This is a genomic window from Telluria sp. GW821-FHT07G12 (assembly GCF_059418525.1).
Genome location: NZ_JBWKQA010000005.1, coordinates 95,509 through 121,812, shown reverse-complemented (window position 1 = coordinate 121,812; position 26,304 = coordinate 95,509). Strand labels below are relative to the sequence as shown.

General features: G+C 67.6%; 22 protein-coding genes and 1 other RNA gene. 20 read left to right on the top strand and 3 right to left on the bottom strand.

The window, feature by feature from the left end; all coding sequences use genetic code 11:
* Positions 1-71: 71 nt before the first annotated feature.
* The 8 genes from pilV (at position 72) to AC07PE_RS19135 (ending at position 7,253) form a co-directional block, all read left to right on the top strand.
* A complete protein-coding gene (pilV, locus tag AC07PE_RS19170; RefSeq protein WP_498767362.1) occupies positions 72-632 on the top strand; it encodes a type IV pilus modification protein PilV in 561 nt (186 codons plus the stop codon).
* Positions 629-1,558 (top strand): PilW family protein, encoded by a 930-nt coding sequence (locus AC07PE_RS19165; RefSeq protein WP_498767360.1) that lies wholly within the window; start codon positions 629-631, stop codon positions 1,556-1,558. Before pilV ends, AC07PE_RS19165 begins: the two co-directional genes overlap by 4 nt.
* Entirely contained in the window at positions 1,555-2,337 is a 783-nt protein-coding gene (locus tag AC07PE_RS19160; RefSeq protein WP_498767358.1) for a pilus assembly PilX family protein, read from the top strand. The genes AC07PE_RS19165 and AC07PE_RS19160 overlap by 4 nt, the downstream gene beginning before the upstream one ends.
* Before the next feature lie 36 nt (positions 2,338-2,373).
* Positions 2,374-2,820 carry a type IV pilin protein gene (locus AC07PE_RS19155; protein WP_498767356.1) on the top strand — a complete coding sequence of 149 codons (447 nt, stop codon included), beginning with the start codon at positions 2,374-2,376 and terminating at the stop codon, positions 2,818-2,820.
* Positions 2,817-3,398 (top strand): GspH/FimT family pseudopilin, encoded by a 582-nt coding sequence (locus AC07PE_RS19150; RefSeq protein WP_498767353.1) that lies wholly within the window; start codon positions 2,817-2,819, stop codon positions 3,396-3,398. Before AC07PE_RS19155 ends, AC07PE_RS19150 begins: the two co-directional genes overlap by 4 nt.
* Before the next feature lie 48 nt (positions 3,399-3,446).
* On the top strand, positions 3,447-4,535 hold the full coding sequence (gene ribD, locus AC07PE_RS19145; protein ID WP_498767976.1) for a bifunctional diaminohydroxyphosphoribosylaminopyrimidine deaminase/5-amino-6-(5-phosphoribosylamino)uracil reductase RibD: 1,089 nt from the start codon (positions 3,447-3,449) through the stop codon (positions 4,533-4,535).
* Between the two features lie 2 nt (positions 4,536-4,537).
* On the top strand, positions 4,538-5,164 hold the full coding sequence (locus AC07PE_RS19140; protein WP_498767351.1) for a riboflavin synthase: 627 nt from the start codon (positions 4,538-4,540) through the stop codon (positions 5,162-5,164).
* A 139-nt stretch (positions 5,165-5,303) separates the two neighbouring features.
* Positions 5,304-7,253, top strand: coding sequence for a S9 family peptidase (locus AC07PE_RS19135; RefSeq protein WP_498767349.1), 1,950 nt, complete (start codon positions 5,304-5,306; stop codon positions 7,251-7,253).
* A gap of 61 nt (positions 7,254-7,314) precedes the next feature.
* On the opposite strand, the gene AC07PE_RS19130 is transcribed toward AC07PE_RS19135, so the two are convergent.
* Entirely contained in the window at positions 7,315-10,182 is a 2,868-nt protein-coding gene (locus AC07PE_RS19130; RefSeq protein WP_498767347.1) for a M16 family metallopeptidase, read from the bottom strand.
* Between the two features lie 63 nt (positions 10,183-10,245).
* Between AC07PE_RS19130 and AC07PE_RS19125 the strand changes: the two genes are divergently transcribed.
* The 4 genes from AC07PE_RS19125 (at position 10,246) to nusB (ending at position 12,577) form a co-directional block, all read left to right on the top strand.
* Positions 10,246-10,398 (top strand): hypothetical protein, encoded by a 153-nt coding sequence (locus AC07PE_RS19125; RefSeq protein WP_498767345.1) that lies wholly within the window; start codon positions 10,246-10,248, stop codon positions 10,396-10,398.
* A 28-nt stretch (positions 10,399-10,426) separates the two neighbouring features.
* Positions 10,427-11,533, top strand: coding sequence for a bifunctional 3,4-dihydroxy-2-butanone-4-phosphate synthase/GTP cyclohydrolase II (gene ribBA, locus AC07PE_RS19120; protein ID WP_498767343.1), 1,107 nt, complete (start codon positions 10,427-10,429; stop codon positions 11,531-11,533).
* Between the two features lie 77 nt (positions 11,534-11,610).
* Entirely contained in the window at positions 11,611-12,090 is a 480-nt protein-coding gene (gene ribH / locus AC07PE_RS19115) for a 6,7-dimethyl-8-ribityllumazine synthase (protein ID WP_258848016.1), read from the top strand.
* Between the two features lie 10 nt (positions 12,091-12,100).
* Complete coding sequence (gene nusB / locus AC07PE_RS19110; RefSeq protein ID WP_498767340.1) at positions 12,101-12,577, top strand: transcription antitermination factor NusB; 477 nt, start codon at positions 12,101-12,103, stop codon at positions 12,575-12,577.
* A gap of 164 nt (positions 12,578-12,741) precedes the next feature.
* Here nusB and AC07PE_RS19105 read toward each other — a convergent pair whose 3' ends face one another.
* Complete coding sequence (locus AC07PE_RS19105; RefSeq protein WP_498767338.1) at positions 12,742-13,503, bottom strand: transglycosylase SLT domain-containing protein; 762 nt, start codon at positions 13,501-13,503, stop codon at positions 12,742-12,744.
* Positions 13,504-14,122: 619 nt separating this feature from the next.
* Between AC07PE_RS19105 and ubiD the strand changes: the two genes are divergently transcribed.
* The 8 genes from ubiD to AC07PE_RS19065 all read left to right on the top strand — a co-directional run bounded on the left by ubiD (position 14,123) and on the right by AC07PE_RS19065 (position 24,102).
* Positions 14,123-15,607 carry a 4-hydroxy-3-polyprenylbenzoate decarboxylase gene (ubiD, locus tag AC07PE_RS19100; RefSeq protein WP_498767336.1) on the top strand — a complete coding sequence of 495 codons (1,485 nt, stop codon included), beginning with the start codon at positions 14,123-14,125 and terminating at the stop codon, positions 15,605-15,607.
* 78 nt (positions 15,608-15,685) lie between these two features.
* Positions 15,686-15,784: signal recognition particle sRNA small type (gene ffs, locus AC07PE_RS19095), an RNA gene on the top strand.
* A gap of 113 nt (positions 15,785-15,897) precedes the next feature.
* Positions 15,898-18,132 (top strand): DNA polymerase III subunit gamma/tau, encoded by a 2,235-nt coding sequence (locus AC07PE_RS19090; RefSeq protein WP_498767334.1) that lies wholly within the window; start codon positions 15,898-15,900, stop codon positions 18,130-18,132.
* A 39-nt stretch (positions 18,133-18,171) separates the two neighbouring features.
* Entirely contained in the window at positions 18,172-18,498 is a 327-nt protein-coding gene (locus AC07PE_RS19085) for a YbaB/EbfC family nucleoid-associated protein (protein ID WP_498767332.1), read from the top strand.
* A gap of 110 nt (positions 18,499-18,608) precedes the next feature.
* Positions 18,609-19,199 (top strand): recombination mediator RecR, encoded by a 591-nt coding sequence (gene recR / locus AC07PE_RS19080; protein ID WP_498767330.1) that lies wholly within the window; start codon positions 18,609-18,611, stop codon positions 19,197-19,199.
* 119 nt (positions 19,200-19,318) lie between these two features.
* Positions 19,319-20,458 carry a glycosyltransferase family 4 protein gene (locus tag AC07PE_RS19075; RefSeq protein ID WP_498767328.1) on the top strand — a complete coding sequence of 380 codons (1,140 nt, stop codon included), beginning with the start codon at positions 19,319-19,321 and terminating at the stop codon, positions 20,456-20,458.
* On the top strand, positions 20,445-21,311 hold the full coding sequence (locus AC07PE_RS19070) for a DUF2334 domain-containing protein (protein ID WP_498767326.1): 867 nt from the start codon (positions 20,445-20,447) through the stop codon (positions 21,309-21,311). Before AC07PE_RS19075 ends, AC07PE_RS19070 begins: the two co-directional genes overlap by 14 nt.
* A 382-nt stretch (positions 21,312-21,693) precedes the next feature.
* Positions 21,694-24,102, top strand: coding sequence for a penicillin acylase family protein (locus tag AC07PE_RS19065; protein WP_498767324.1), 2,409 nt, complete (start codon positions 21,694-21,696; stop codon positions 24,100-24,102).
* 47 nt (positions 24,103-24,149) lie between these two features.
* Here AC07PE_RS19065 and AC07PE_RS19060 read toward each other — a convergent pair whose 3' ends face one another.
* Positions 24,150-26,303, bottom strand: coding sequence for a putative bifunctional diguanylate cyclase/phosphodiesterase (locus tag AC07PE_RS19060; protein ID WP_498767322.1), 2,154 nt, complete (start codon positions 26,301-26,303; stop codon positions 24,150-24,152).
* Position 26,304: the final 1 nt, after the last annotated feature.

The window sequence follows — 26,304 nt, the reverse complement described above, 5'->3', positions numbered from 1 at the left end:
GCCGTCTTTACGGCTGCCCTGAGCTCGCCTGATAAGTTCGGGTCTCCCTGTTCGAGACCTGGAGGTTCAGCATGCACGGCCGCTTACATGCCAATGCTTTCGCCGGCGGCTACACGCTGGTGGAAGTGCTGGTGGCCCTGTTCGTCGTCGCTTTGGGCGTCGCCGGGGCCGCGGCCGTGCAGGCAGTGGCCGTGCGCGCCGCGGGCGAGGCAGGGCGCCTGGCCGACGGCATGCGGCTGGCCGGCTCGCTCGCCGAGCGCATGCGTGCGAATCCGGCCGCGATGGCCTTGCCGGATGCCGCCAATCCCTATCTCCAGTTCGATGTCGACGCCGCTGCGCCGCCCGCTGCCGCGGCCTCCTGCTACGGTTCCGTCGATTGCAGTCCGCTCGAGCTGGCGAACTTCGACCTCGACGAAACCGCGGCTCAATTGCGGGACCGCTTTCCCGGAGGACGGATCCGCGTCTGCCGCGATGCCCAGGAACCGGACGCGAGCGGCCTGCTGGCCTGGGCCTGTACCGGCGGACCGGACGCGCCCGTCGCCATCAAGCTGGGCTGGCGCGACCGGCAGGCGGCACCGGACGCCCCGTCTGCGCCGGCCGTGTTCCTGACGCTTGGGGCGGGCGCGCCATGATCTTTCGCCTCCACCCGCGCCAGGCCGGCCTGACCCTGGTCGAGATGATGGTGGCGCTGAGCATCGGCCTGGCGGTCGTGCTGGCCGCCGCCCGGCTGCTGGGCCTGGCCAACGGCGCCTACGCCGCGCAGCTGGAGGCCGCCGCGCTCGACGATGCCGGCCGTTACGCTCTCGATGTGCTCGGCCGCGCCGTGCGCCAGGCGGCCCATGCCGATCCGCTTCAATTGGACCTGTCCGCGCCGATTGACATCCTGCCGGCCCGCCTGGCGGGGCTGGACGCGCGCTCGCTCGGCAGTACCAGCACCGGCATCGACATTCCGCTCGCCGTTGTCGCCAACGGCAGCGACGTGCTGGCCGTGCGCTTCCCCGGCGCCGGCAGCGGCGCGAATGGCGACGGCAGCGTCCTGAATTGCGCCGGCTTTGGCGTCGGCTCGGGCGAGGAGGGCTGGAGCATCTTCTACGTGGCGAAGAACGGCGACGGCGAGCCCGAGCTGCGCTGCAAGTACCGCGGCGCCGGCAACTGGAGCGCGGACGCCGTCGTCGCGGGCGTCGACAGTTTCCAGGTCCTGTACGGCATTGACACCGACACCCCGCGCGACGGCGCCGCCAACCGCTACGTAAACGCCGACGCGATCCGCGCGCTGGATGCGGCCTATGCCGGCCTGCCGGCGCAGGAGCTGAACCGTCATACCTGGTGGAAGCGCGTCGTGAGCGTGCGCATCGGCCTGCTGCTGCATGGCGCGCGGCCGACACGGCGGGGGCGTGGGGACATCGAGTTCCAATTGTTTGGCTCCGCGCATGCGGCCAGCGCATCGGAAAGCGACCTCGGGACGGTGGTGCGCGAGGCTGCGCTGCCGGACGGGCTGCGGCGGCGCGAGCGCAGGCTGTTCACGCTGACGGTGGCCTTGCCTGCGGGGGCCTTATGAGAGCGCGCGAACATGGCGCGGCGCTGGTCTGCGCGCTGCTGCTGATGATGGCGGCCATGCTGATCGGCGTGTCCGTGTGCAGCACCGTATTCGCCTCCATCGCCTCGGCCGGGGCCGAGCGCGAGCGCAGCATTGCGCACGAGGCCGCGGAAGCCGCCCTGCACGATGCCGAGCGCGACATCGCTGCCGCGTCCTCCGCGGTCGGCCCTGCGCGGGCCACGCAGTTTACGGAAGCCGGCGTCGCCAGCTTCGTCAGCGGTTGCGGCCGCGCCGGTTCGGCACGCGGATTGTGCCTGGCGACCTCGCCGCCGGCATGGCAGCTGCAGGACCTGGCCGATGCCGACAACCCGGCGCTGGTGCCCTATGGACATTACACCGGCGCGAGCCTGGCGACCGGCCGGGGCTTGCTGCCGGCGCGCCTGCCGGCCTACCTCATCGAAAAGATCGCGCCACCTGGCGCCGGCGCATCGCTCGGCAGTTTTTACAGGGTCACGGCGATCGGCTTCGGCAGCCGAGATTCGACACGCGTCGTGTTGCAGTCGGTGGTGCGCAAGCCCAGACCCTCACCCGCGGGCGGGGCGGGGCCACCGGACGCCGGCGGCAACGAACCGGGCGGCCCAGCCGATCCCGTCGGACCCGATCCGCCTGGCGCCGGCCGGGGCAATGGCGAAGGTCCTGGCAACGGCAACGCCGCCCCGCCGGCCCAGCTCCCGGCAGGCCGCATCGGCTGGCGCGAAATCGCCAACTGGCCGCAGCTGCACGCCCAGGCCACGGAATAAGCACTGACATCACAAGAACGAGAGAGCGAGGAAAGCATGAACACGAAGCGCGGCTTTACCCTGATCGAAATGCTGGTGGTACTGGCGATCCTGTCCATCATGGCGGCGGTGGCCATCCCGAGCTACACCAGCCACATCACCCGCACCAAGCGCACCGAAGGACAGATTGCCCTGATCGACGTGATGCAGCAGCAGGAGCGCTACCACCTGCAGCACAACACCTATGTCGAGTTCTCCTCGACCAGTGGCGACGCCGCGCCGGCGGGCTTTCCCTGGTGGTCGGGCGTGAGCGCCGCCGTCAGCTACTACGAGCTGGATGCCCACGCCTGCCCGGGCCGCGACATCGCCGATTGCGTCGAGGTGCGCGCCACCCCGGGCACGTCGAAGGTCGACGGGCGCTTTCGCGATAGGGATTGCGGCGCGCTGACCCTCGACAGCCTGGGCGTACACGGCTCGGAGAGGGCCGGCCGCTGCTGGCCATGAAGCCCGCGCCGCGAAAGCAGCGCCGGCAGCGGCGCCAGGCCGGTTTCACGCTGATCGAACTGCTCGCGGTACTGGCGATCGCCGCAATCCTGCTGGCCGTCGGCGCGCCCGACCTGCGCCAGCTGCTCCGCAACCAGCAGCTGAAAGCCGCCGCCGCCGACCTGTTCTCCGCGATCGGCCAGGCGCGCGCCCAGGCGCTGGCGCGCAGCGAGGTCGTGACCGTGCTGCCGAAAGGAACCGGCGGCGCTGACTGGCGCCAGGGCTGGACCGTATTCCTCGACCGCGACGGCGACCGTCAACCCGGCCCCGGCGACACCATCCTGGCCGAGCACGGCCCGCTGGCGCAGGGGATGGCGGTCGGCTTTTCCTTCACCACCTCGGCGCCGCCTTTCTATATCGCCTACAATGGCGCCGGGCGCAGCTGCCGCGACAGCAACCCGGCGGCGGCGCGCTATGGCACGCTGTCGCTGTTCCACGGCAGCGGCATCCGCCGTATTAAAATCAATATGCTGGGCCGGGCCCGCAGCTGCGACCCGGCGCGCGACGCGTCCTGCGACGGTCCCGCGGCGCCGCCATGAACGAACAGAGCGAATAGACAAGTGCTGATACTGAGCGATACCGAAGGCATGGCCCTGGCCCTGGAATGGGCAGCCAGGGGCATGTACATCACGGCGCCGAACCCGCGCATCGGCTGCGTGATCGTGCGCGACGGCGAAGTGATCGGCGCCGGCCATACCCAGCCGGCCGGCCAGGCGCATGCCGAGATCCAGGCCCTGCGCGATGCCCAGGCACGCGGCAACGACGTCCGCGGCGCCACCGCCTACGTGACGCTCGAACCCTGCAGCCACCATGGCCGCACGCCGCCGTGCTCGAATGCGCTGATCCAGGCAGGGCTCGGGCGCGTGGTCGCGGCAATGGAAGACCCGAACCCGCTGGTGGCCGGGCGCGGCCTGGCTCAGCTGGAAGCGGCCGGCATCGCCGTCAGCTCGGGGCTGATGGCCGAGCAGGCCTACGAACTGAATATCGGCTTCTTCAACCGCATGCGTTTCAAGAAGCCCTGGGTGCGCCTGAAGACGGCCGCCAGCCTGGATGGCGCCACCGCGCTCGACAGCGGCGAGAGCCAGTGGATTACGAGCCCGGAAGCACGCGCCGACGGCCACGCCTGGCGCGCCCGCGCGCAGGCGATCCTGACCGGCATCGGCACCGTGAAGGCCGACGATCCGCAGCTGACCGTGCGCATGATCGGCCAACTGAGCGACACGCCGATGCAGCCGCGCCGCGTGATCGTCGACAGCCGCCTCGAGATCGATACCGGCGCCCGCATCCTGCAGGGCGAACCGTGCTGGATCGTCGCGGCCCACGCCAACGCAGAAAAGGAAGCTGCGCTCCGCACCGCCGGCCACGAAGTCATCATGCTGCCGAACGGCGCCGGCAAGGTCGACCTGCCGGAACTGATGCTGGAGCTGGGCCGCCGCGAAATCAACGAGCTGCACGTCGAGGCGGGCAGTAAGCTGAATGCCTCGCTGGCACGCGAAGGCTGCGTCGACGAGCTGCTGGTCTACCTGGCGCCCAGCCTGATCGGGCCGGGGCAGGGCATGTTCGCGCTGCCGCCGCTGGTGCAATTGAAGGACAAGCTGGCGCTGCGTTTCCACGGCGTGCAGCAGGTCGGCCCCGACCTGCGCATCCTGGCGCGCTTTAATCAATCGAAAGGATAAGAATGTTTACCGGAATCGTCGCTGCCGTCGGCAGCATCCAATCGGTCAAGCCGCTCGAAGGCGGTTCGTTCGCGGGCGTGCGCCTGCAGATCGAGGCCGGCGGCCTGGGGCTGGACGACGTCGCGCTGGGCGACTCGATCGCCATCAACGGCGCCTGCATGACCGTGGTCGAGAAGACCGGCAACGCCTTCGCGGTGGACGTCTCGCGCGAGAGCCTGAACCGCACCGCGGGCCTGGACCAGCCGGGCGAAGTGAACCTGGAAAAGGCGCTGACCCTGGCCGAGCGCCTCGGCGGCCACCTGGTCTCGGGCCACGTCGACGGCCTGGGCACGGTGCACAGCTTCGAGCCGATCGGCGAATCCTTCAAGCTGGTCGTCGATGCGCCGCTGGAGCTGGGCAAGTACCTGGCCTACAAGGGCTCGATCGTGGTGAATGGCGTCTCGCTGACCGTGAACAGCGTCGAGGACCTGGAAGCGAACGGCGCCAGGGTCTGCCGCTTTTCGATCAACCTGATCCCGCACACGATCGCCGTCACCACCCTGAAGCACCTGCATGCGGGCGCCAGGGTGAACCTCGAGATCGACCTGATCGCGCGCTACGTCGAGCGCATGCTCACCGCCGCCAAGTAAGGAAAGCGTCCGGCCCCGGCCGGACAAATTTTCTCCGTTTCCCTTCTGTTTGGCGTAGACTGCCCGCTGGCAACATCATCAGTAGGCAGGGCATTCGCTCGCCTGTATTTACCGCAGAATAAAACAAGAGGGGACTAGGATGTACACGACGATTCGTGGCGTGAAGCCATTGGTATTGCTGGCGCTGCTGGCGGCGGCCGGTATCAGCTCGGCCGAGGGCATGCGCAGCTACCGCTCGCTGGCGATGTCGGGCAATGGCGAGCGCCTGGCGGCGCTGGAAATGGTCGAGGGCGAAGCGAAGAACGGGCCGAGCATCGTCGTGCGCGAGACCGCCACCGGCAAGATCGTCTCGACCTTCCAGCAGCCCGACTGCAGCGGCTGCCGCATCGAGGCGCCGGTATGGTCGCCGGACGGCACAGCCATGGCGTTCGTCAGTACCGATCCCAAGACCGGCGTCGCCACCGTCAAGGTCCTGCGCGACGGCAAACTGACCACGGTCGCCACCATCAAGGGCGTGGCGAATTCCGTGCGCTGGTCGCCGAATGGCCGCGAACTGGCCTTCCTCGCAACCGTCGGCGCCAAGAAGCTGACCGGCGCGGTGGAAGCGGGCGCGCGCCAGATCGGCGAAATCGGCGTGGCCGAGCAGGAAGACGAGCAGCGCATCGCCGTCGTCTCCGTCTCGGGCGGCTACTACAGGCTGGTGTCCCCGGACGACACCTTCATCTACGAATACGACTGGACCCCGGACGGCAAGGGCTTCGTGGTCACCAGCGCCAAGGGCAACGGCGACAACAACTGGTGGATTGCGACCCTCGGCCACGTCGATGCATCCAGCGGCAAGCTGCGCGTGCTGGCGGCGCCGAAGATGCAGATGAATATGCCGCACGTGTCGCCGGACGGCCGCACGGTCGCCTTCATCGGCGGCCTGATGAGCGACTTCGGCTCGGTCGGCGGCGACGTCTACACGGTCTCGATCGACGGCGGCGAGCCGGTCGACGTGACGCCCGGCTTTGCCGGCACCTTCAACGGCATCGCCTGGCGCGGCAGCCAGGTGCTGGCGTCCAGCCTGGCCGGCGCCGATGCGGCCGTGGTCGCGATCGACCCGGCGGCGCGCAGCAGCCGCGTGCTGTGGAAAGGGCCGGTCTCGGCCTCCGCTTCGCGCGACGGCCGCTTCGTGTTCAGCGCGGACGGCAAGGTCGCGGCCTCGGTGCACGAAGATTACGAGCACGCGCCGCGCATCGTCGCCGGCCGCCTGCCGGAGATGAATGCGATCACCCGCGACAACGAGTCCTTCGGCCCGGTGGTCTCGGCGCAAAACGTCAGCTGGACCAACGAAGGCTACAAGGTGCAGGGCTGGCTGGTCGGCCCGCGCATGGTCGGCGCCGACAAGAAGTACCCGATGATCGTGCAGGTGCACGGCGGCCCCGCCGCGGCAGCCACGCCGCGCTACATCTCGGGCGGTGAGGGCGGTAACTCGCTGGTGCGCGACCTGGTCAACCAGGGCTATTTCGTGTTCATGCCGAATCCGCGCGGCAGCTACGGCCAGGGTTCGAACTTCACCAGCGCCAACCGCAAGGACTTCGGCGGCGGCGACTGGCGCGACATCCTGGCCGGCGTCGATGCGGCCATCAGGCAGGCGCCGATCGACGGCAACCGCCTCGGCCTGATGGGCCACTCCTACGGCGGCTACATGACGATGTGGGGTGTGACGCACAGCCAGCGCTTCAAGGCCGCGGTGGCCGGCGCCGGCATCGCCAACTGGATCAGCTACTACGGCCAGAACGGCATCGACCAGTGGATGGTGCCCTTCTTCGGCGCCACCATGTACGACGATCCTGCCGTCTACCGCCGTGCCTCGCCGATCGAATCGATCAAGGATGCGAAGACGCCGACCCTGATCTACGTGGGCGAGCGCGACGTGGAATGCCCGCCGGCGCAGTCGATGGAGTTCTGGCATGGGCTGAAGGCGATGGGCGTGCCGACCACCCTGGTGATCTACGAAGGGGAAGGGCATGCCTTCCGCAAGCCGGAGCACCAGAAGGATCTGCGCGCCCGCGAAATCGGCTGGTTCAACAAGTATCTGAAATGATGCTTGCGTGGACACGTCCACGTAAAAAAGCCGGCTTGCGCCGGCTTTTTTATGCTTCCGATTACCTCGGTGCCTTTTGCGCCCCATCCGCCACCTGCACCGGTCCAGCCACCGCCTTCTCCGGATTCAGCACCACCTGCACATAGTTATCCGGCTTCAAATAACGCTGCGCCGCCAGCTTCAAATCCGCCACGCTCAGCTTCTGCACTTCCTTGTCGAAGGTAAGGATGGTGGCCGGATCCGTGCCTTCGGTCAGGGAGGTCTGCAGCGCGGCCAGCCAGTAGCCGTTCTCCTGCAGCGACTTGCGATAGGTCTGGAGCCAATTGGTCTTGACCTTGTCGAGGTCGGCCTGGTCCGGGCCCTGGGTGCGCATGCGCTCGATCTCGGCGAAGGTCGCGCTGAGCACCTTGTCGACGTTGTCGGGGCCGGTCGGCAGGGTCACACCCACCGTGAAGTGGGCGTAGGGGATGCGCGTCATCGAGGCTTCCATGCCGCCGCCGTAGATCAGGCCCAGCTTTTCGCGCAGCACGTCGATGATGCGGATGTTCATCACCTCGGCCAGGGCCGACAGGCGCAGCTCTTCGAGTTCGTTAACCTCGGTGGCGCCGGTGAAGGTCAGCGAGACCGTGCTCTTGTCTTCGGAGCCGCTGTTCACTTCCTTCTTGACCACGCCCTTGACCGGGCGGATGCCGAGGTCGCGGTAGGCCACCGGGATATCCGGGGTCGGCAGGCTGGCCAGGTAGGTCGCCAGCAGTGGCTTGATGGCGGCGACGTCGAAACTGCCGACGAAGATGAAGGTCAGGTCCTTCGCGCTCGAGAAGCGCTGGCGGTAGATGGCGATCGCGCGGTCCAGGTTGATGCTGGCGAAGTCCTCGGGACGCAGGGCGCGCGGCGCACGCGGGTTGTCGCCGTACAGGGTCGAGACCAGCACGTCGCCGAAATGGGCGCCGGGCTGCGAGGCGCGGTTGCGCGCCAGCTCGATCTGCTTGCCGAGATAGGACTTGTACAGATCCTCGTCGCGGCGCACGCCGGCGAATTTCAGCCACACCATCTGCAGCATGGTCTCGACGTCGGTGGCGCCCGCGGTGCCGGCGACGACGTCGGTGTTGTTGCCGAGGCCCGCGCTGACGGCGGCTGCCTTGCCGGCCAGGATCTTGCGCATGTCGAGCGGCGAGAAGTCCTTCAGACCCATCGCGGCGACGATCGAGTCGGCGTAACGGGCGTTGTACATGTCCTCGGTGTCGAACAGGCTCTGGCCGCCGAAGCGAGCGGCGCTCATCAAGACCTGGTCGTTGCGGAAGCTGGTCGGCTTGAGGATCACCTTGACGCCGTTCGACAGCACCAGGCGCGTGGTGCCGAGCTGCTCGTCGCGGCTTTCGCTGACGATGCTGCCCGGCGCCGGCGCCTGGTCCATCAGGCGCGCCGCCACCGCCTTCTCGTCGTGGGCCTGCACCTCGCGGCGCTCGGCGGCGGACACCGCGGCCAGCAGCTGCTCGCCGGTCGGCACGACGGCGTCCTGCTTGGCCGGGCCGGTGTAGACCACCAGCTTGCCGGATTCAAGGGGGATGGTGCGGCGCGCGTAGGCGTTGATCTCTTCCAGCGTGATGCCGGGCAGGAGCTCGCTCACGTAGCGGTATTCGTTCTCGACGCCGGGGATCGATTCGCCTTCCAGGAAGTTGCGGATGAACTCGGCGGCGTAGGCGCCCGAATCGGTCTTGTCGCGTTCGTTGTAGATGCGCTCGTAGTTGCGCATCACGCCTTTCTTCATGCGTTCCAGCTCGGCCTCGCTGAAGCCGAAGCGGCGCGCGCGCTCGTTCTCCTGCACCAGGGCGTCGATCGCCGGCGTCGCGCCTTTTTCGCCCAGCGCGGCGGCCGCGTTGTAGGAGCGGTAGCGCGGCGTCAGGCGCCCGAGCGCGCTGCTGGCGCCCATGAAGGGCGGCGAGGGCAGCTGCGACAGTTCGGACAGGCGCTGGTTCAGCATGCCGGCGAACAGGCCTTCGACCAGCTGCTCGCGGTAGCCGCCGATGGTGGCGCGCTCGCTGAAGGGCGTGACCGGATAGCGGATCAGGACCGAGGCCGGGCCGGCTTCCTTGTCGGTGACGACCAGCGCCTCCGTGTCGGTGCGCGGCGGGATCTGGGCGTAGCTGCGCGGGCGCGGCGAGGCCGGGTTCTTCAGGCCCGCGAAGTGGCGCTTGATCAGCTGCTCGGCCTGGGCAGGGTCGATGTCTCCGACCGCCACCACGGCCATCAGGTTGGGGCGGTACCAGTCGCGGTAGAAGCGGCGCAGGGCCTCGGGCTTGAAGCTGCGCAGCGTGTCTTCCTTGCCGATCGGGAGCCGCTCGGCGTAGCGCGAACCGTTGAACATCTTCGGCATCAGCACCTTCTGCATGCGGTCGCCCGCGCCTTTGCCGAGGCGTAGTTCTTCGAGAATGATGTCGCGTTCCTTGTCGATGTCGGCGTCGTTCAGGGTCAGGCCCTGGGCCCAGTCCTGCAGCACCTGGAAGGCTTTGTCGAGGTCCTGCTTGCTTTCGGCCGGCACCGGCAGCACGTAGACGGTTTCGTCGAAGGAGGTGTAGGCATTCAGGTCGGCGCCGAACTTCACGCCGATCGACTGCAGGTAGGACACCAGTTCGTGCTTCTTGAAATGGGTCGAGCCGTTGAAGGCCATGTGCTCCGTGAAGTGGGCCAGGCCTTGCTGGTCTTCGTCCTCGAGGATGGAGCCGGCCTTCACCACCAGGCGCAGCTCCAGCTTGTGCTCGGGCTTGCGGTTCTTCTGGATGTAATAGGTGAGGCCGTTGGGCAGCTTGCCGACCTTGAGCTGGGGCGCGACCGGCAGCGGGGCGTTCAAGTCGAGGGACGCAGCGCCTGCCAGCGAAGTCGCTAGCAGGATGGCGGAAACGAGGGCGGTACGGGCAAGGCGGGCGGTCATGCGCAGGTGCTCCGGTTGAGCAATAAAAAACCATTCTAACCTGTGCTTCAGCCTGCACAGTTATTGCTGAACATCATTCTTGCACTGGCGCAGTGCGCGATGGGCAGGGTGGTCGTTGTCAAAATGCAACAAGATGGTGCAGGCTCGGTCGGCATGGGGCGCGGCCTGCCGATATTGCCGGCATCCGGCCCGGTGAAAGGCCGGCAAATCCTTTAAAATAACGGGTTTCAGCACAGGATTTCGCATGCCCATCTCCACTACCCAGGAAATCGTCGAGGAACTGCGCGCAGGGCGCATGGTCATTCTGGTCGACGAGGAAGACCGCGAGAACGAGGGCGACCTGGTGCTCGCCGCCGAACACGTGACGCCGGAAGCGATCAACTTCATGATTCGCCACGCGCGCGGCCTGGTCTGCCTGACCCTGTCGGAAGAGATCTGCGACCGTCTCGAACTGCCGATGATGACGACCCGTAACGGCACCTCCTTCGGCACCAATTTCACGGTCTCGATCGAGGCGGCGGAAGGCGTCACCACCGGCATCTCGGCGGCCGACCGCGCCCGCACTATCCAGGTGGCGGTGGCGAAGAACGCGAAACCGGAAGACCTGGTGCAGCCGGGCCACATCTTCCCGCTGCGCGCGGTCAAGGGCGGGGTGCTGATGCGCGCCGGCCATACCGAAGCGGGCTGCGACCTGACCGAAATGGCGGGCCTGCGTCCGGCTTCCGTGATCTGCGAGATCATCAAGGAAGACGGCACCATGGCGCGCCTGCCGGACCTGCTCGAATTCGCCGCGGAGCATGGCCTGAAGATCGGCACCATCGCCGACCTGATCCACTACCGCAGCCAGACCGAGTCGCTGATCGAACAGGTGGGCGAGCGCCAGCTGTCGACCGAGCACGGCGATTTCCGCCTGGTGGCCTTCCGCGACAAGCCGAGCGGCTGCGCCCACCTGGCGCTGGTGCACGGCGCGCCGCAGGGCGACAAGGAAGCCCTGGTGCGCGTGCACCAGCCGGTCTCCATCCTCGACCTGCTGGACACGCGCGCGACCTCGCACTCCTGGAACCTGTCGGCGGCAATGCAGGCGATCAAGGCGGCCGAGTCCGGCGTGATCGTGCTGCTGAACTGCAGCGAGACGGCGGAGCAGCTGTTCGGCCAGTTCGAGGACAAGTCGGCGGCGCGCCCGGCCGGCCGCGCGGCGACGGTCGACCTGCGCACCTACGGTATCGGCGCCCAGATCCTGAAAAAGGTCGGCGTGCGCAAGATGAAGCTGCTGGCCAACCCGCGCAAGATGCCTTCGATGGTCGGTTTCGACCTTGAAGTCACGGGTTACCTGGCCAAGCCGGAAGCCTGAGCGAATCAGGCGCGACCGGACGGTCCGACGCGATACCATTCATTATTCATTTACAGTAAACAGAAAAAGAGGCAGCCATGACGGTAGGAACTTTTGAAAGCAATATGCAGGGTGAAGGCCTGCGCATCGGGATCGTGCAGGCACGATTCAATGCCGACGTTGGCCATGGCCTGCTGTCGGCTTGCCTGGCGGAGCTGAAGCACCTGGGCGTGGCCGACGAGGACATCCTGCACGTGACCGTGCCGGGCGCCCTGGAAATCCCGCTGGCCCTGCAGAAGATGGCCGAGACCCAGCAGTTCGACGCCCTGATCGCCCTGGGCGCCGTGATCCGCGGCGAGACCTACCACTTCGAGCTGGTCTCGAACGAGTCGGGCGCCGGCATCACCCGCGTCGGCCTGGACTACGGCATGCCGATCGCCAACGCCGTGCTGACCACCGAGAACGACGAGCAGGCCGAAGCCCGCATGGCGGAGAAGGGTACGGACGCTGCCCGCGTCGCCGTCGAGATGGCCAACCTGCTGCTCGGCCTGGACGAGCTGCAGGCCGAGGAAGAGTGAGCATCAAGCCATGAATACGACTGACAAGAGCACGCACGCCAACCCGAACAAGAACCGCACGCCGCGTCACCGCGCGCGCGAGTTCGCGCTGCAGGGCCTGTACCAGTGGCTGCTGAACAATGAGCCGGCCTCGACGGTCGCCAAGCACATCCGTTCGGCCCACGGCTTCGACAAGGCCGACAGCGAATACTTCACCGAGCTGCTGAACGGCGTGATCGCGCAGTCGGTCGAGCTGCGCGAGACCCTGGCCCCGACCGTCGACCGCCCGATCGCCGAGCTGTCGCCGATCGAGCACGCGGTGCTGCTGCTGGGCGCCTGGGAGCTGAAGAACAAGATCGAGATCCCCTACCGCGTCGTGATCAACGAAGCGGTCGAGCTGGCCAAGTCCTTCGGCGGTATCGACGGCCACAAGTACGTCAACGGCGTGCTGGACCGCATGGCCGGCAAGCTGCGGCCGGACGAAGCGGCGGCGGATGCCAAGCGCTGATTAGTTCGCTATATATATATTAGTGCGAAGCCGCCCCGGGAGACCGGGGCGGTTTTTTTTCGCCGTCATTCCCGCGAAGGCGCGAATGACGGGCAAAAAAAGGAAGGCCACCGCAGCTTTCGCCGACAGTGGCCTTCGACCAGGGATCGATACTGGGTTGTTGTTTACAGGCCCGCGACGGTCTCGCCGGTCTGGCTCGCGCCGTGGGCGGCTTCGACGGTGGTGGTGTCGGCCTTGGCGGGCGCCGGGGCGGATTTCTGCACCAGTTGCGGCGCCGGGGTGGACGGCGGGGTGATGATCGGAACGTTCTTGCCGCTCGCGACCTGCTTCAGGCGGCGGTACTCGGCCAGCACCTTGTTGCCGTAGCCCGAGTCGTCCTCGAACGCGGCGGCGCCGACGTAAGTCTTCAGGCCGCCTTCGACGGAACCGGTGCGGGTCACGTAATCCTTCAGGATCTGGGCGCCGACACGGATGTTGGCAACCGGATTCAGGGCAGCTTGCTTGCCGCCGACTTCCTCGAATTTGTCGCTGTGGACCTTGGACATCACCTGCATCAGGCCCTGGGCGCCCATCGGGCTTTCCGCGAACGGGTTCAGGCCGGATTCGATCGCCATCACTGCCAGGATCAGCAGCGGGTCGAGCTTGATCTCGTGCGCGGTGCTGTAGGCGGTGGCGACCAGCATGTTGGCGGCGTCACCGGCAACCCGGTAACGGCGCGACAGCCATTCGGTTACGTACTTCTGCTGGCGCGTGGCGCGCACGCCCTGCTTGTCGTCGTCATTGGCGGTCTCGACGGCGTCGCTGCCCTTGGCGATCAGTTGGGCGCGGGCAGGGGACGCGGCGGCCATCTGGACGCTCTGTTGCGGGCTCAGGAAATCCGACACCCGTTTTGCCAGATCGGGGCGGTTGTACAGCAGGGCAAGCATTGCTACTGCAGATAGACCGAATACGGTCAGGGTATGTTGCGCGGTCGTCAAGACGCTGCGTACCGTTTTCGTCACGGAAGACCACGTGACTGGCTGGTTGGCCATATGTTGGACAAGCTTTGCGCTCGTGCCGATGAAGCGATGGATCATCGTCTCTCCTTTGTCGCGGAAAAAGCGTCCCCACGCGGCGCACTAGCGCTGCATTTTGGGTACCTAATGCCGTGCATCAGAAAACCGTCCGTCGCCGCTCTTAGCGGTCGAGGAACGCCGTCATTGCTTGCTACAGCTGGGCAGCGCTGCAGTGGAGGTGCCCAGTGGCTAACAACTGTCTCGGGGTTAGGTTGGGCAGACGCCCAGTGAAAACACTCCTAAAATGTCATTTGGGGCCCCGACCCCGTGAAAGAATGAGACCGGCTAAAATCACGTCTTGGACGGGCCTGTCTCACTTGGTAGCCGGATTGTAGAAGCTGGTTTATATCAAGTCAATACTAGCACGATACTGTGTTATTACTTTTAAATCTAACTTTTCTGCCCTAGCTCATCAATTCTTTGGCAAATCAACCACTTGCCGCCGATTGTTAGCCTTGCTCAAAAGATGTAAAAAAGAATTAAAAACTAGATGAACTATTCGGATTTACGAGATTTTATTGCCAAGTTGCAAGAGATTGGCGAATTAAAACGCATTTCGGTACCTGTGTCGCCGAATCTGGAGATGACCGAGATCTGCGACCGGACCCTCCGGGCTGGTGGGCCGGCTCTTCTGTTTGATAACCCGACCGGTCATAAAGTTCCCGTGCTCGGCAACCTGTTCGGCACGCCGCAACGCGTCGCAATGGGCATGGGCGCGGACGACGTCAGCGAGCTCAGGAAGATCGGCCACGTGCTGGCGCGCCTGAAGGAGCCGGAGCCGCCCAAGGGTTTCAAGGACATCATGGACCTGGGTTCGCTCGTGAAGGCGGTCTGGGACATGTCGCCGAAGGAAGTGAAGGGCGCGCCCTGCCAGGAGATCGTGTGGGAAGGGCAGGACGTCGACCTGGCGCGCCTGCCGATCCAGCACTGCTGGCCGGGCGACATCGCGCCCCTGATCACCTGGGGCCTGGTGATTACCAAGGGCCCGAACAAGAAGCGCCAGAACCTGGGCATCTACCGCCAGCAGGTGCTGGGGCCGAACAAGGTCATCATGCGCTGGCTGGCGCACCGCGGCGGCGCCCTCGATTTCCGCGAGCACTGTATCGCCAACCCTGGCAAACCCTATCCGGTGGCGGTGGCGCTGGGCGCCGACCCGGCCACCATCCTCGGCGCCGTGACCCCGGTGCCCGACACCTTGTCCGAATACCAGTTCGCCGGCCTGCTGCGCGGCCAGCGTACGGTGCTGACGAAAGCCATCGGCAGCGAGCTGCGGGTGCCGGCCAAGGCCGAGATTGTGCTGGAAGGTCATATCTATCCAGATGCGAGCCACCCGAGCGGCTTCGAGCACGCGCTGGAAGGCCCGTATGGCGACCACACCGGCTATTACAACGAGCAGGACTGGTTCCCGGTGTTCACCATCGACCGCATCACCATGCGGCGCGACCCGATCTACCACTCGACCTATACCGGCAAGCCGCCGGACGAGCCGGCCGTGCTGGGCGTGGCGCTGAACGAGGTCTTCATTCCTCTGCTGCAGAAACAGTTCAGCGAGATCACCGACTTCTACCTGCCGCCGGAAGGCTGCAGCTACCGGATGGCGGTGGTGCAGATGAAGAAGCAGTACGCCGGCCACGCCAAGCGCGTGATGATGGGCGTGTGGAGCTTCCTGCGGCAGTTCATGTATACCAAGTTCATCGTCGTGGTCGACGAGGACGTCAATGTGCGCGACTGGAAGGAAGTGATCTGGGCCATCACCACCCGCGTCGATCCGACCCGCGACACGATGCTGGTCGATAACACGCCGATCGACTACCTCGATTTTGCGTCCCCTGTTAGCGGACTCGGCAGCAAGATGGGCATCGACGCCACCAACAAGTGGCCGGGCGAGACCAACCGCGAGTGGGGCACGACGATCGTGATGGCGCCGGAAGTGAAGGCGCGGGTGGACGATATCTGGCAGCAGCTGGGGCTGTAACTATATATATGTAGGCGGCATAGCGGTGCGGCGAGCGCCGGTTTGCCGCCAGCCGCATGAACGGTTATAATGACTGCTGGCGGGCCCCTGCGCATTGTGGCATGGTTTACCTGGTCAGGTCGGGAACGAAGCAGCCAAAGCCGTTCACCGCAAGTGCCGCAGATCAGGCTCGCCTCCTCATTCCTGTAAAACAGCTGCCTCGGCAGCTGTTTTCGTTTCCGGCATCCGCAAGGAAACATGCGGGCGTCGAATATTGGCTCGTCATGCCCGGTCTACGGTAAAATTCCGGTATGTCCTATCAAGTCCTCGCCCGCAAATACCGCCCCCGCAACTTCGAAACGCTGGTCGGCCAGGAGCACGTCGTTCGTGCACTGACCCATGCGTTGCGCACCGGGCGGCTGCACCACGCCTACCTGTTCACCGGCACCCGCGGGGTGGGCAAGACGACGCTGTCGCGCATCCTGGCCAAGTCGCTCAACTGCGTCGGCCCGGACGGGCAGGGCGGCATTACCGCCGAACCCTGCGGCCAGTGCGAACCCTGCCGCGCGATCGATGCCGGCCGCTTCGTCGACTACGTCGAGATGGACGCGGCGTCCAACCGCGGCGTCGACGAGATGGCCCAGCTGCTGGAGCAGGCGGTGTATGCGCCGAGCAATGCGCGCTTCAAGGTCTATATGATCGACGAGGTGCACATGCTCACCAACCACGCCTTCAACGCCATGCTGAAGACGCTCGAGGAACCGCCCGAGCACGTGAAATTCATCCTCGCGACCACCGACCCGCAAAAGATCCCGGTCACGGTGCTGTCGCGCTGCCTGCAGTTCAACCTCAAGCAGATGCCGCCCGGGCACATCGTCGGCCACCTGGAAAACATCCTGGGCCAGGAAGGCGTGACCTTCGAGCAGCCGGCCCTGCGCCTGCTGGCGCAAGGCGCCCACGGTTCGATGCGCGACGCGCTGTCGCTGACCGACCAGGCGATTGCCTATGCCGCCGGCGCCGTCACGCTCGACGCCGTGCAGGGCATGCTGGGCGCGCTCGACCAGTCTTATCTGGTGCGCCTGCTGGATGCGCTGGCGCGCCAGGATGGCGCCGACCTGATGGCGGTGGCCGACGAAATGGCCAGCCGCAGCCTGTCCTACAACGGCGCGCTGCAGGACCTCGGCACGCTGCTGCACCGCATCGCGCTCGCGCAGACCGTGCCGACCGCGGTGCCGGAAGACCTGCCGGAACTGGCCGACATCCAGCGCCTGGCGACCGTGTTCGATCCGCAGGAAGTGCAGCTGTACTACCAGATTGCGGTGCACGGCCGTAACGAGATCGGCCTGGCGCCGGACGAGTACGCCGGCTTCACCATGACCCTGTTGCGCATGCTGGCCTTCCGCCCGGGACAGGGCGGGGCGGAACAGGTAGCAAGCCCGGCGCCGGCCGCGATCGCGCGGCCCATGCCGCAAGCCCAGGCTGCGCGTCCGGCCGCGGCGGCTGCCTCGGCTGCAGCGCCTGCCGCAGCACCGGCCCGCCCGGCTGCGCCGGCCGCCACGGCGCCCGCCGCGCCGCAGGCACAACACGCACCGCAGGCACAGCCTGCAGCGGCAGCGCCCCAGGCATCCGGCGGCGCTGCCGCCCTGAGCCCGGCCCGCGCCGCCATCAACGCCGCGTTGGAAGCGGCGCGCGCTGCCTCGCGCATGACCGGCGGCGGTGGCAGGCCGCGCCCGGGACCGTCCGAAGCGCCGGCTGCACAGGCGGCCGCGCCGGCCCCGGTTCCTGCCCCGGCCGCACCGGCGCCCGGTCCGGCGCCGATGGCCAGCGCCGCGCCTGCGGGCGCGCCGCAAGCAGCGCGTCCGTCCGCACCGGCCCCATGGGACCAGCCGGCCGCGCGCCCGCAGCCCCAGTCCGTCGCCCAGCCGCAGCCGGCAATGCGCCAGGCACAGCCGCCGGCACAGGCACAGGCCCAGCAGCAAGGCTATGAACAGGCGGTGGCCGAGGACGAGCCGCCATCCTGGGTCACCGAATTTTCCGACGACACCGCCGTGGCCGCCGAAGCCCCGGCCGCGGTGACCGCGCCGCCGCCCGCCCGTGCGCAGGCGCCAAGCGCGGCGCCGCATGCCTATGTGGTCACGCCGGTACCGGCAATCGGCTGGGACGGCAACTGGCCGGCGCTGGCGGCATCGCTGCCGCTGCGTGGCGTGGCCCAGCAGCTGGCTTTCCAGACCGAGCTGATCGCTTGCACCTCGGATGGCGCGTCCGCCACCTTCCGCCTGCGCGTGCCGGTCGACACCCTGCGCGCCAGCGGCAACAGCGAGAAGCTGTGCGCGGCCCTGCAGGAATGCTTCCCGGCGGTGCGCATCAACATCGATACCGAAATCGGGCCGGTCTGGTACACCGCCAGCGCCGAAGCCAGGGCGCGCCGCGAGCAGCTGCAGCGCGAAGCCGAGGAAACGGTCGGCGCCGACCCCTTCATCCAGGCGCTGGAGAACACCTTCGATGCCTTCGTGGTGCCCGGCTCGGTGCGTCCGATCGGCACCTGATCTTTTTTCGTTTCACCGACTTTTTTGGAGAACACCACCATGATGAAAAACCAGCTCGCAGGCATGATGAAGCAGGTCCAGTCCATGCAGGACAACATGAAGAAGGCGCAGGAGCAGCTGGCGCTGATCGAAGTCGAAGGCCAGTCGGGTGCCGGCATGGTCAAGGTGGTCATGACCTGCAAGAACGACGTCAAGCGCGTCACGATCGATCCGTCGCTGCTGGGCGACGACCGCGACATGCTGGAAGACCTGGTCGCCGCTGCCTTCAACGACGCGATCCGCAAGGCCGAAGCCACCACCCAGGAAAAGATGAGCGGCCTGACCGCCGGCCTGCCGATCCCGCCGGGCTTCAAGATGCCGTTCTGATGTTCATCGTTGCCCTGACTTACACGGCGCCGCTGGCGCGCATCGACGGCTACCTGGCGGCGCACCGCGCCTTCCTGGCCGAGCAGTAACGCGCTTCACCTGGAACCATCATGTCCAAATCGCTCGACTTCCTGACCGAGGCCCTGCGCCGCCTGCCGGGCGTCGGACCGAAGTCGGCGCAGCGCATGGCCTTCCACCTGCTGCAGCACGACCGCGAAGGCGCGGCCATGCTGTCGCGCGCCCTTTACCAGGCGGTCGAGGCGGTCCACCACTGCGCCATGTGCAATACCTTCTCGGAACTCGAGATCTGCGAGCTGTGCGCGGACCCCGAGCGCGACCATGCGCTGCTGTGCGTGGTCGAGACCCCGGCCGACCAGCTGATGATCGAGCAGACCCTCACCTACAAGGGCCTGTACTTCGTGCTGATGGGCCGGCTGTCGCCGCTGGACGGCATCGGCCCGCGCGACCTGCATCTGGAAAAGCTGGTCAGCCGCGCCGCCGACGGCATCGTGGGCGAAGTGGTCCTGGCCACCAATTTCACCAACGAGGGCGAGGCCACCGCCCATTACATCAGCGAGATGCTGAAGGCGCGCGGGCTGAAGGTGAGCCGCCTGGCGCGCGGCGTGCCGGTCGGCGGCGAACTCGAATACGTGGACGCGGGCACGATTGCGCGCGCCATGCTCGACAGGCGAAGTGCATAATGGCCCTCCCAAAAGGGAATCCCTTGCGGTAGCGGTTCACGGTTGACGGTACGCAAACGGCATACCGGGTCCACTGCTATCGTGGGCCTCATTTGACCGTAGTTTGACCGGAATCGAGCATGCACCTTGTCGACATCACGATGTTTTACGCGGCCGAAGGCGGCGGCGTCAGCACCTACCTGAATGCCAAGGCGCACTGGCTGGCACGCCGCAGCCACGTTCAACACACCATCCTCAGCCCCAACGTCGAGACCCGCGACGACGCCGTGCCGGCGCTGGTGCGTATCCCCGCCGCCAACCTGCCGGGCTTCCACGGCTTCCGCATGCCGCTGTCGGTATCCGGCCCGGCGCGCCTGCTGGAAGCCGCGGGCCCCGACCTGGTCGAGGCGGGCGACGCCGGCCACTGCGCCTGGGCCGCGCTGCGCATGCGCAAGCGCTACGACATCCCCGCCGTCGCCTTCTACCACTCGGACCTGCCGCGCCTGGTGCGCCCGCGCCTGGGCCGCTGGATCGCGCGCGGCACCTGCCGCTACCTGGTCAACCTCTACCGCCAGTTCGACCTGGTGATGGCGCCCAGCCGCGTGATGGTCGAGCAGCTCGAGGAGATCGGCGTGCGCGGCGCTGTGCACCAGCCGCTCGGCATCGACGCCAGCGTGTTCCGTCCCGACCGCCGGGACGACAAGTTGCGCGAGCAGCTCGGCCTCGACCCCGACACCCGCCTGCTGATCTACGCCGGCCGCTTTACGCCCGAGAAGAAGCTGCACGTCGTGGTCGAGGCGATGCGCAAGCTGGGCCCGCGCTACCACCTGATCCTGGTCGGCGGCGGCGGCGTGCTGCCGCTGGCGGACAACGTCACCATCATCCCGTTCAAGCGCGACCAGCGCCAGCTCGCGCGCCTGCTGGCCAGCTGCGACCTGCTGGTCCATCCGGGCGATTGCGAGACCTTCGGCCTGATCGTGCTGGAAGCCATGGCCTGCGGCCTGCCCGTGGTCGGCATCAGCCGCGGCGGTGTGGCCGAGCTGGTCGACCGCGAGACCGGCATCCTGGTCGAGCCGGACAACGTCGACAGCCTGGCCGGTGCGATCGAGGCCATCTATTACCGCGACATGGCGCGCATGGGCCAGGCCGCGCGCCGCAAGGCCGCCGAGCGCTACGACTGGAACGAGATCATGCCCCAGGTGCTGGGGCGCTACGACAGCCTGCTGGGCGGCTACCGGCCCATGCGGCGCGCACCGGAGCATGTCTGTGTCACGGATTGAACCCGCCGGCGCACAGGCGCAGATGCTGTGCGTGTCGATCCACGACGTCGCCCCCGCCACCTGGCCGGACTGCCTGCGCCTGGTGCAGGCGATCCGCGCCGTCGCCGACATCCCGCTGACCTGGCTGGTGGTGCCGCACTACCACTTCCGGCCCGAGCGCTCGCCGGCGATGGAGGCGGGGCTAGCTGCGGCGCTGGCGCGCGGCGACGAATTGGCGCTGCACGGCTACAGCCACCTCGACACCGAGGCAAACGGCGGCGGCCTGCGCGCGCGCTTCCTGCGCAACGTGTACACGCGGCGCGAGGGCGAGTTCGCGGCGCTGAGTCACGACGAAGCGCGGCGCCGGCTCGAACTCGGACTGGACTGGTTTGCCGAACGCGGCTGGACGCCGACCGGCTTCGTGCCGCCGGCCTGGCTGCTGGGCGAGGGCGCCTGGCAGGCGCTGCGCAAATCGCCCTTCGCCTACACGACCACCTTCAGCCATTTCCACTGCCTGCGCGGCGGCCCGGCGATCAAGTCGCCGTCGATGGTTTACGCGGCGCGCAATCGCAGCGGCCGCTGGCTGTCGCCAAAGGTCGCCGACGCCACCGCCGCGATGCTGGCGGATGCGCCGCTGCTGCGTTTCAGCCTGCATCCGCCGGACGCGCGCTATCCCGAGCTGATGCGGCATACCCAGCGCGTGCTGGAAGGCCTGCTGGCGCGGCGCAGCGCGGTCACCAAGGCCGAGTGCGCCAGGCGCCTGGCCGGTGAAGAGAGCATTACCAGCGGCGGCCCCAGTAGCCTCCACCGCCCCAGTAACCCGGACCCCAGCCCGGGCCGGGTCCATAGCGCTGCATCTCGTCCTTCGTGCTGAGGCTCAGGATACAGCTGCGCCAGGGGTCCGAATCGACGGCATAGCCCAGCCGGGAACAGGCGGGGCCGTAGATTTGCATTAGGTTGGCCATCTCGGCCTGCTTTTGCGCGGCGCGTTCCTGCGGGGTGCTGCATCCAGTCGTGGCCAGGGCCAGGCAGAGCAGGGCGCCGCAGGCGGCAGGGGACGGCAATTTCAGTGATAGGAGAGACATATGGCCTCCAGGTCGACGGCGCTATGCGCCTGGGGTCAAGCATAGCGCAGGCGGGCCGGACGCGTCCAGATTCGTGCAATCGGACGCGTGAGGCCGCATTCTGGCGCTTGTGCAAGACTCGCTGAGCAAGAGGTTTTCTGGCAAGATGCGCGTTTCCACGGGGAGGCGGAGATGGCAGGACGGACATGGGTGGTCTGGGGACGGCGCACTTTGCTGCTGCTCGCCGCTTTGCTGGTGCTGGCCCTACTAGGCGCCTGGCTGTTCCTGCGCGCCAGCCTGCCCCAGCTCGACGGCAAGCTGGCGTCACCGCAGCTGGCCGCTGCCGTCACCGTCACCCGCGACGCCAATGGCGTGCCCACCATCAGCGGCGCCAGCCGCCTCGACCTGGCGTATGTGACCGGCTTCGTGCATGGCCAGGAACGCTTCTTCCAGATGGACCTGCTGCGCCGCAGCGCCGCCGGCGAACTGGCCGAGCTGTTCGGGCCGAAGGCCTTGCCGCTCGACCGTGCGCACCGCCTGCACCGCTTCCGCGCCCGCGCCGCCGACGTTCTGGCGCGCCTGGCGCCCGAACAGCGCCAGTTCGTCGAGCGCTACGCCGCCGGCGTCAACGACGGCGTGAACGCGCTGGGCGCGCGGCCTTTCGAATACGCGCTCACCGGCGCCGCGCCGCGGCCTTGGACCGCGGCCGACTCGCTGCTGGTGGTGTGGGCCATGTACATCGACCTGCAGGACAGCCAGGAGCCGCGCGACCTCGCCCGCGGCTGGCTGGCGCGCCACACGACGGCCGAGCAGCGCGCCTTCCTGCTGCCGGAGGCGAGCCGCTGGGACGCCCCGCTCGACGCGCCCGAACTCGCCGCGGCGCCGGCCCCGATGCCTGCCGCCGCGCCTGCATGGTGGGGCCGCAAGGATGCGCTGCCCCCAAGCCAGGTCGCCGGCCTCGATTTCACGGATTCAGTCGGCAGCAACAACTATGCGGTGGCCGGCACGCGCACCGGCAGCGGGGCGGCCATCGTCTCCGACGACATGCACCTCGGCCTGCAGCTGCCCAACATCTGGTACCGGCTGGCGCTGCGCTTCCCCGATGCGAAAGGCGCCCAGCGCCGCCTGGTGGGCGTCAGCCTGCCCGGGGCGCCGCCGCTGGTCATCGTCGGCAGCAATGGCCGCGTGGCCTGGTCCTTCACCAACAGCTACGCCGATACGCTCGACCTGGTCCGTCTGAACACGGACGGTGCGCACGCCGGCCAGGTGCAGACCCCGAGCGGCTGGGAGACGCCGTCCGAGCATCCCGAAACCATCCTGGTGAAGGGCCAGCCGGCCGAGCGCCTGGTGGTGCGCGAGACCAGCCTCGGTCCGATCCGCGAGGCCGGCGGCGAGCTGTATGCCGTGCACTGGATCGCGCATTCGCCGCAGGCCCTGAACCTCGAGCACCTGAAGCTGGAGACCGCCACCACCCTGGACGAAGCCCTGTCCGCGGCGGCCGCCGACGGCATCCCGGCGCAAAACATCCTGGCCGGCGACGACCGCGGCAACATCGGCTGGACGGTGGCCGGCGCGCTGCCGCGGCGCGGCGGATCGAGCCGCGGCCTGGCCGTGTCCTTCCCTTTGAGTTCTGACGGCGGGGTGCCGAGCTGGCAGGAACTGCTGGCGCCGGCCGAACATCCGCGCGTGGTGAACCCGGCGGGCGGCCAGCTGGTCACCGCCAACAATCGCCAGCTGGCGGGCGCGGATGCGCAGGTGCTCGGCGACGGCGGCTTCGACCTCGGTGCGCGTGCGCGCCAGCTGGGCGAGGACGTGCGCAAGCTGGGCGACAAGACCGACGTGCCGACCGCCTTCCGCGCCGCGCTGGACGACCGCGCGCTCTACGTGCGTGGCTGGCGCGAACGCGCGCTGACGGCGCTCGACGAGCGCGGCGTCGCCGGCCATCCGGAGCGCGCCGAGTTCCGGCGCCTGTTGACGGAGAGCTGGGACGGGCATGCCAGTCCAGTTTCGGTCGGCTACCGCCTGGCGCAGCAATACCGCTGGTCGCTGTACGAGCTGGTGTTCGCCGGCGCCAATGCCGAGATGGCGAAGCTCGATCCGAAGGCCAGCATGCAGGCCGCCAGCTCGCGCTGGGCGCCCGTGCTGGCCCGCCTGATCGACGAACGGCCGGCAGGCTGGCTCCCGCCGGGCTACGCCAGCTGGCAGGACCTGCAGCTGGCGGCCGTCGACCGCACTATCGAGAACGTCACCAAAGACGGCACGCCGCTGGCGCAGGCCACCTGGGGCAAGCGCAACACGGCGGCGATCGCGCATCCGATCAGCATGGCGCTGCCTTTCCTGAAGCGCTGGCTGGGCGCGCCTCCCGATCAGCTGCCGGGCGACGCCAACATGCCGCGCGTCGCGGGACCGAAGTTCGGTCAGTCGGAGCGGCTGACGGTGTCGCCGGGACGGGAAGAAGAGGGATTGTTCGACATGCCGGGCGGGCAGAGCGGGCATCCGCTGTCGCCGTGGTTCCTGCGCGGGCATGAAGACTGGGTGAAAGGGACGCCGACGCCCTTGTTGCCGGGTCCTACGCAGCATACCCTGGTGTTCTCCCGGTAGGGTGGGCTCTCCGAGCCCACGCGTGGGCACAGGGTGCCCACCCTACTTTACTTCGCGATCATCGGCACCCACAGGGACTGCAGCATCCCGGTAACCGTGTCGGCCGGCGCCGGCCGGCCCAGATAGAAGCCCTGCACCAGGTCGCAGCCGTATTCCTCCAGCAGCACCAGCTGCTCGCCGGTCTCGACGCCCTCGGCCACCACCACCATCTTGAGCCCGTGCGCCATCGCGATGATGGCGCGCGTGATGGCGGCGTTTTCCGAATCCTGCGGCAGGCCGCTGATGAAGCTGCGGTCGATCTTCAGCGCGCGGACGTCGAAACGTTTTAAATAGTTCATCGACGAGTAGCCGGTGCCGAAGTCGTCGATCGACAGGTAGACGCCGATGCCGCGCAGCTGCTCCAGTGTGGCCAGGGTCGCCTTGGCGTCGTCCATCAAGGTGCCTTCGGTCAGCTCGAGTTCCAGCAGGCGCGGATCGAGGCCGGTGTCGTGCAGGGCCGACAGCACGATCTGGCTCAGGTTCTCGTCCTTGAACTGCTTGGCCGACAGGTTCACCGCCATGCGCACCGGGCGCCGGGTCAGCTTCTGCCAGGCGCGCGCCTGGGTGCAGGCGGTGCGCAGCACCCATTCGCCGATCGGCACGATCAGGCCCGTTTCCTCGGCCAGCGGGATGAACTCGGTGGGCGAGATGATGCCGCGCTCGGCGTGGCGCCAGCGCACCAGGGCTTCGACGCCGACGATCTCGGACGAGCGCACGTCCAGCTGCGGCTGATACAGCAGGTAGAGCTCGTCGTTCTGCAGCGCCTTGCGCAAGCCGACTTCGAGCTTCACGTGGCTCATGATCTGCATGGTCAGCGACGACGAATACAGCTTGGCGTTGTTCTTGCCGCAGTTCTTGGCGTGGTACATCGCGGTGTCGGCGAACTTCAGCAGCGAGTTGCAATCGTCGCCGTCTTCCGGGAACAGCGAGATGCCGATCGAGGCGGTCACGAAGATCTCGTTGCCCTCGATGATGAAGGGGCGCCGCATCGCATCCTTGACACGGTGGGCGACGTTGAGCGCGTGCTCGACGCGGTCGAGGTCGGGGATCAGGATCGTGAACTCGTCGCCGCCCAGCCTTGCCAGGTTGGTGTCAGGGCGCGCTTCGAATTCGCGCGTGAGCGAGTCGCCGCGCGACAGCAGGTCGCTGGGGCGGATGGTATCGCGCAGGCGGTCCGAGACCTGCTGCAGCAGCTGGTCGCCGACGTTGTGGCCGAGGGTGTCGTTGATGCGCTTGAAGGCGTCCAGGTCCATGAACAGCACGGCGAACTTCTTGTTGCCGATCTTCGAGCGCTGCAGCTCGCGCTCCAGCATCTCCAGGAAGGCCTGGCGGTTCGGGATGCCGGTCAGGCTGTCGCAATAGGCCAGGCGCCGGATCTGCTCTTCGGCGCGTTTGCGTTCGCTGATGTCGCGCACCAGGCCCAGCACCTCGGACGGGCCGGTGGCCACCAGGCGCGCCTCGAAGTGCTGGGCCTGGCCGAAGCGGATCAGCTCATATTCCACCGAACGCACCTGCTGGATGCGCAGCGCGACTTCGACCTGTTCCAGCATGCGTTCGGCGATATCGCGCGGCAGCACCTCGCTGACGTGCTTGCCCACGCATTCGTCGGCCGGTATGGCCTGCTCGCGCCGGTTGCCGGTGCGGCCGGGCTCGTAGTCGAGGTAGACGCCGTTCTGGTCCATGCGGAAGAAGGTGTCAGGGATTGCCGCCAGCACCGCGCGGTTCTGGGCGTCGGCGATGCGCAGGCGCACGATGGCGTCGCTGGCGCGCAGCACATACAGCACGCGGTGGCCGAGGATGGGCCAGTTGATCGGCTTGGAGACGAAGTCGGTGGCGCCGGCCTCGTAGGCGTTGGTGACGGCTTCGAGGTCGTCGCCGCCGGTCACCATCACGATCGGCACGGTGGCGCCGTTCTCGGAATCGCGGATCGCGCGGCAGGCGGCAAAGCCGTCCATGTGCGGCATCTCGACGTCCATCAGGATCAGGTCCGGCGCGCACTCGCGCGCGAGCTGCACGGCCTGCAGGCCGTCGGCCGCCTCGATGCCGGCGAGGTTGACGCCTTCCAGCATTTCGAGCATCAGCAGGCGCATCACCGGATCGTCGTCGGCAACCAGGACGACGCCAGGCCGGTTCGCGCGTTGTTTGGAGGAAGGGGCTGGCATG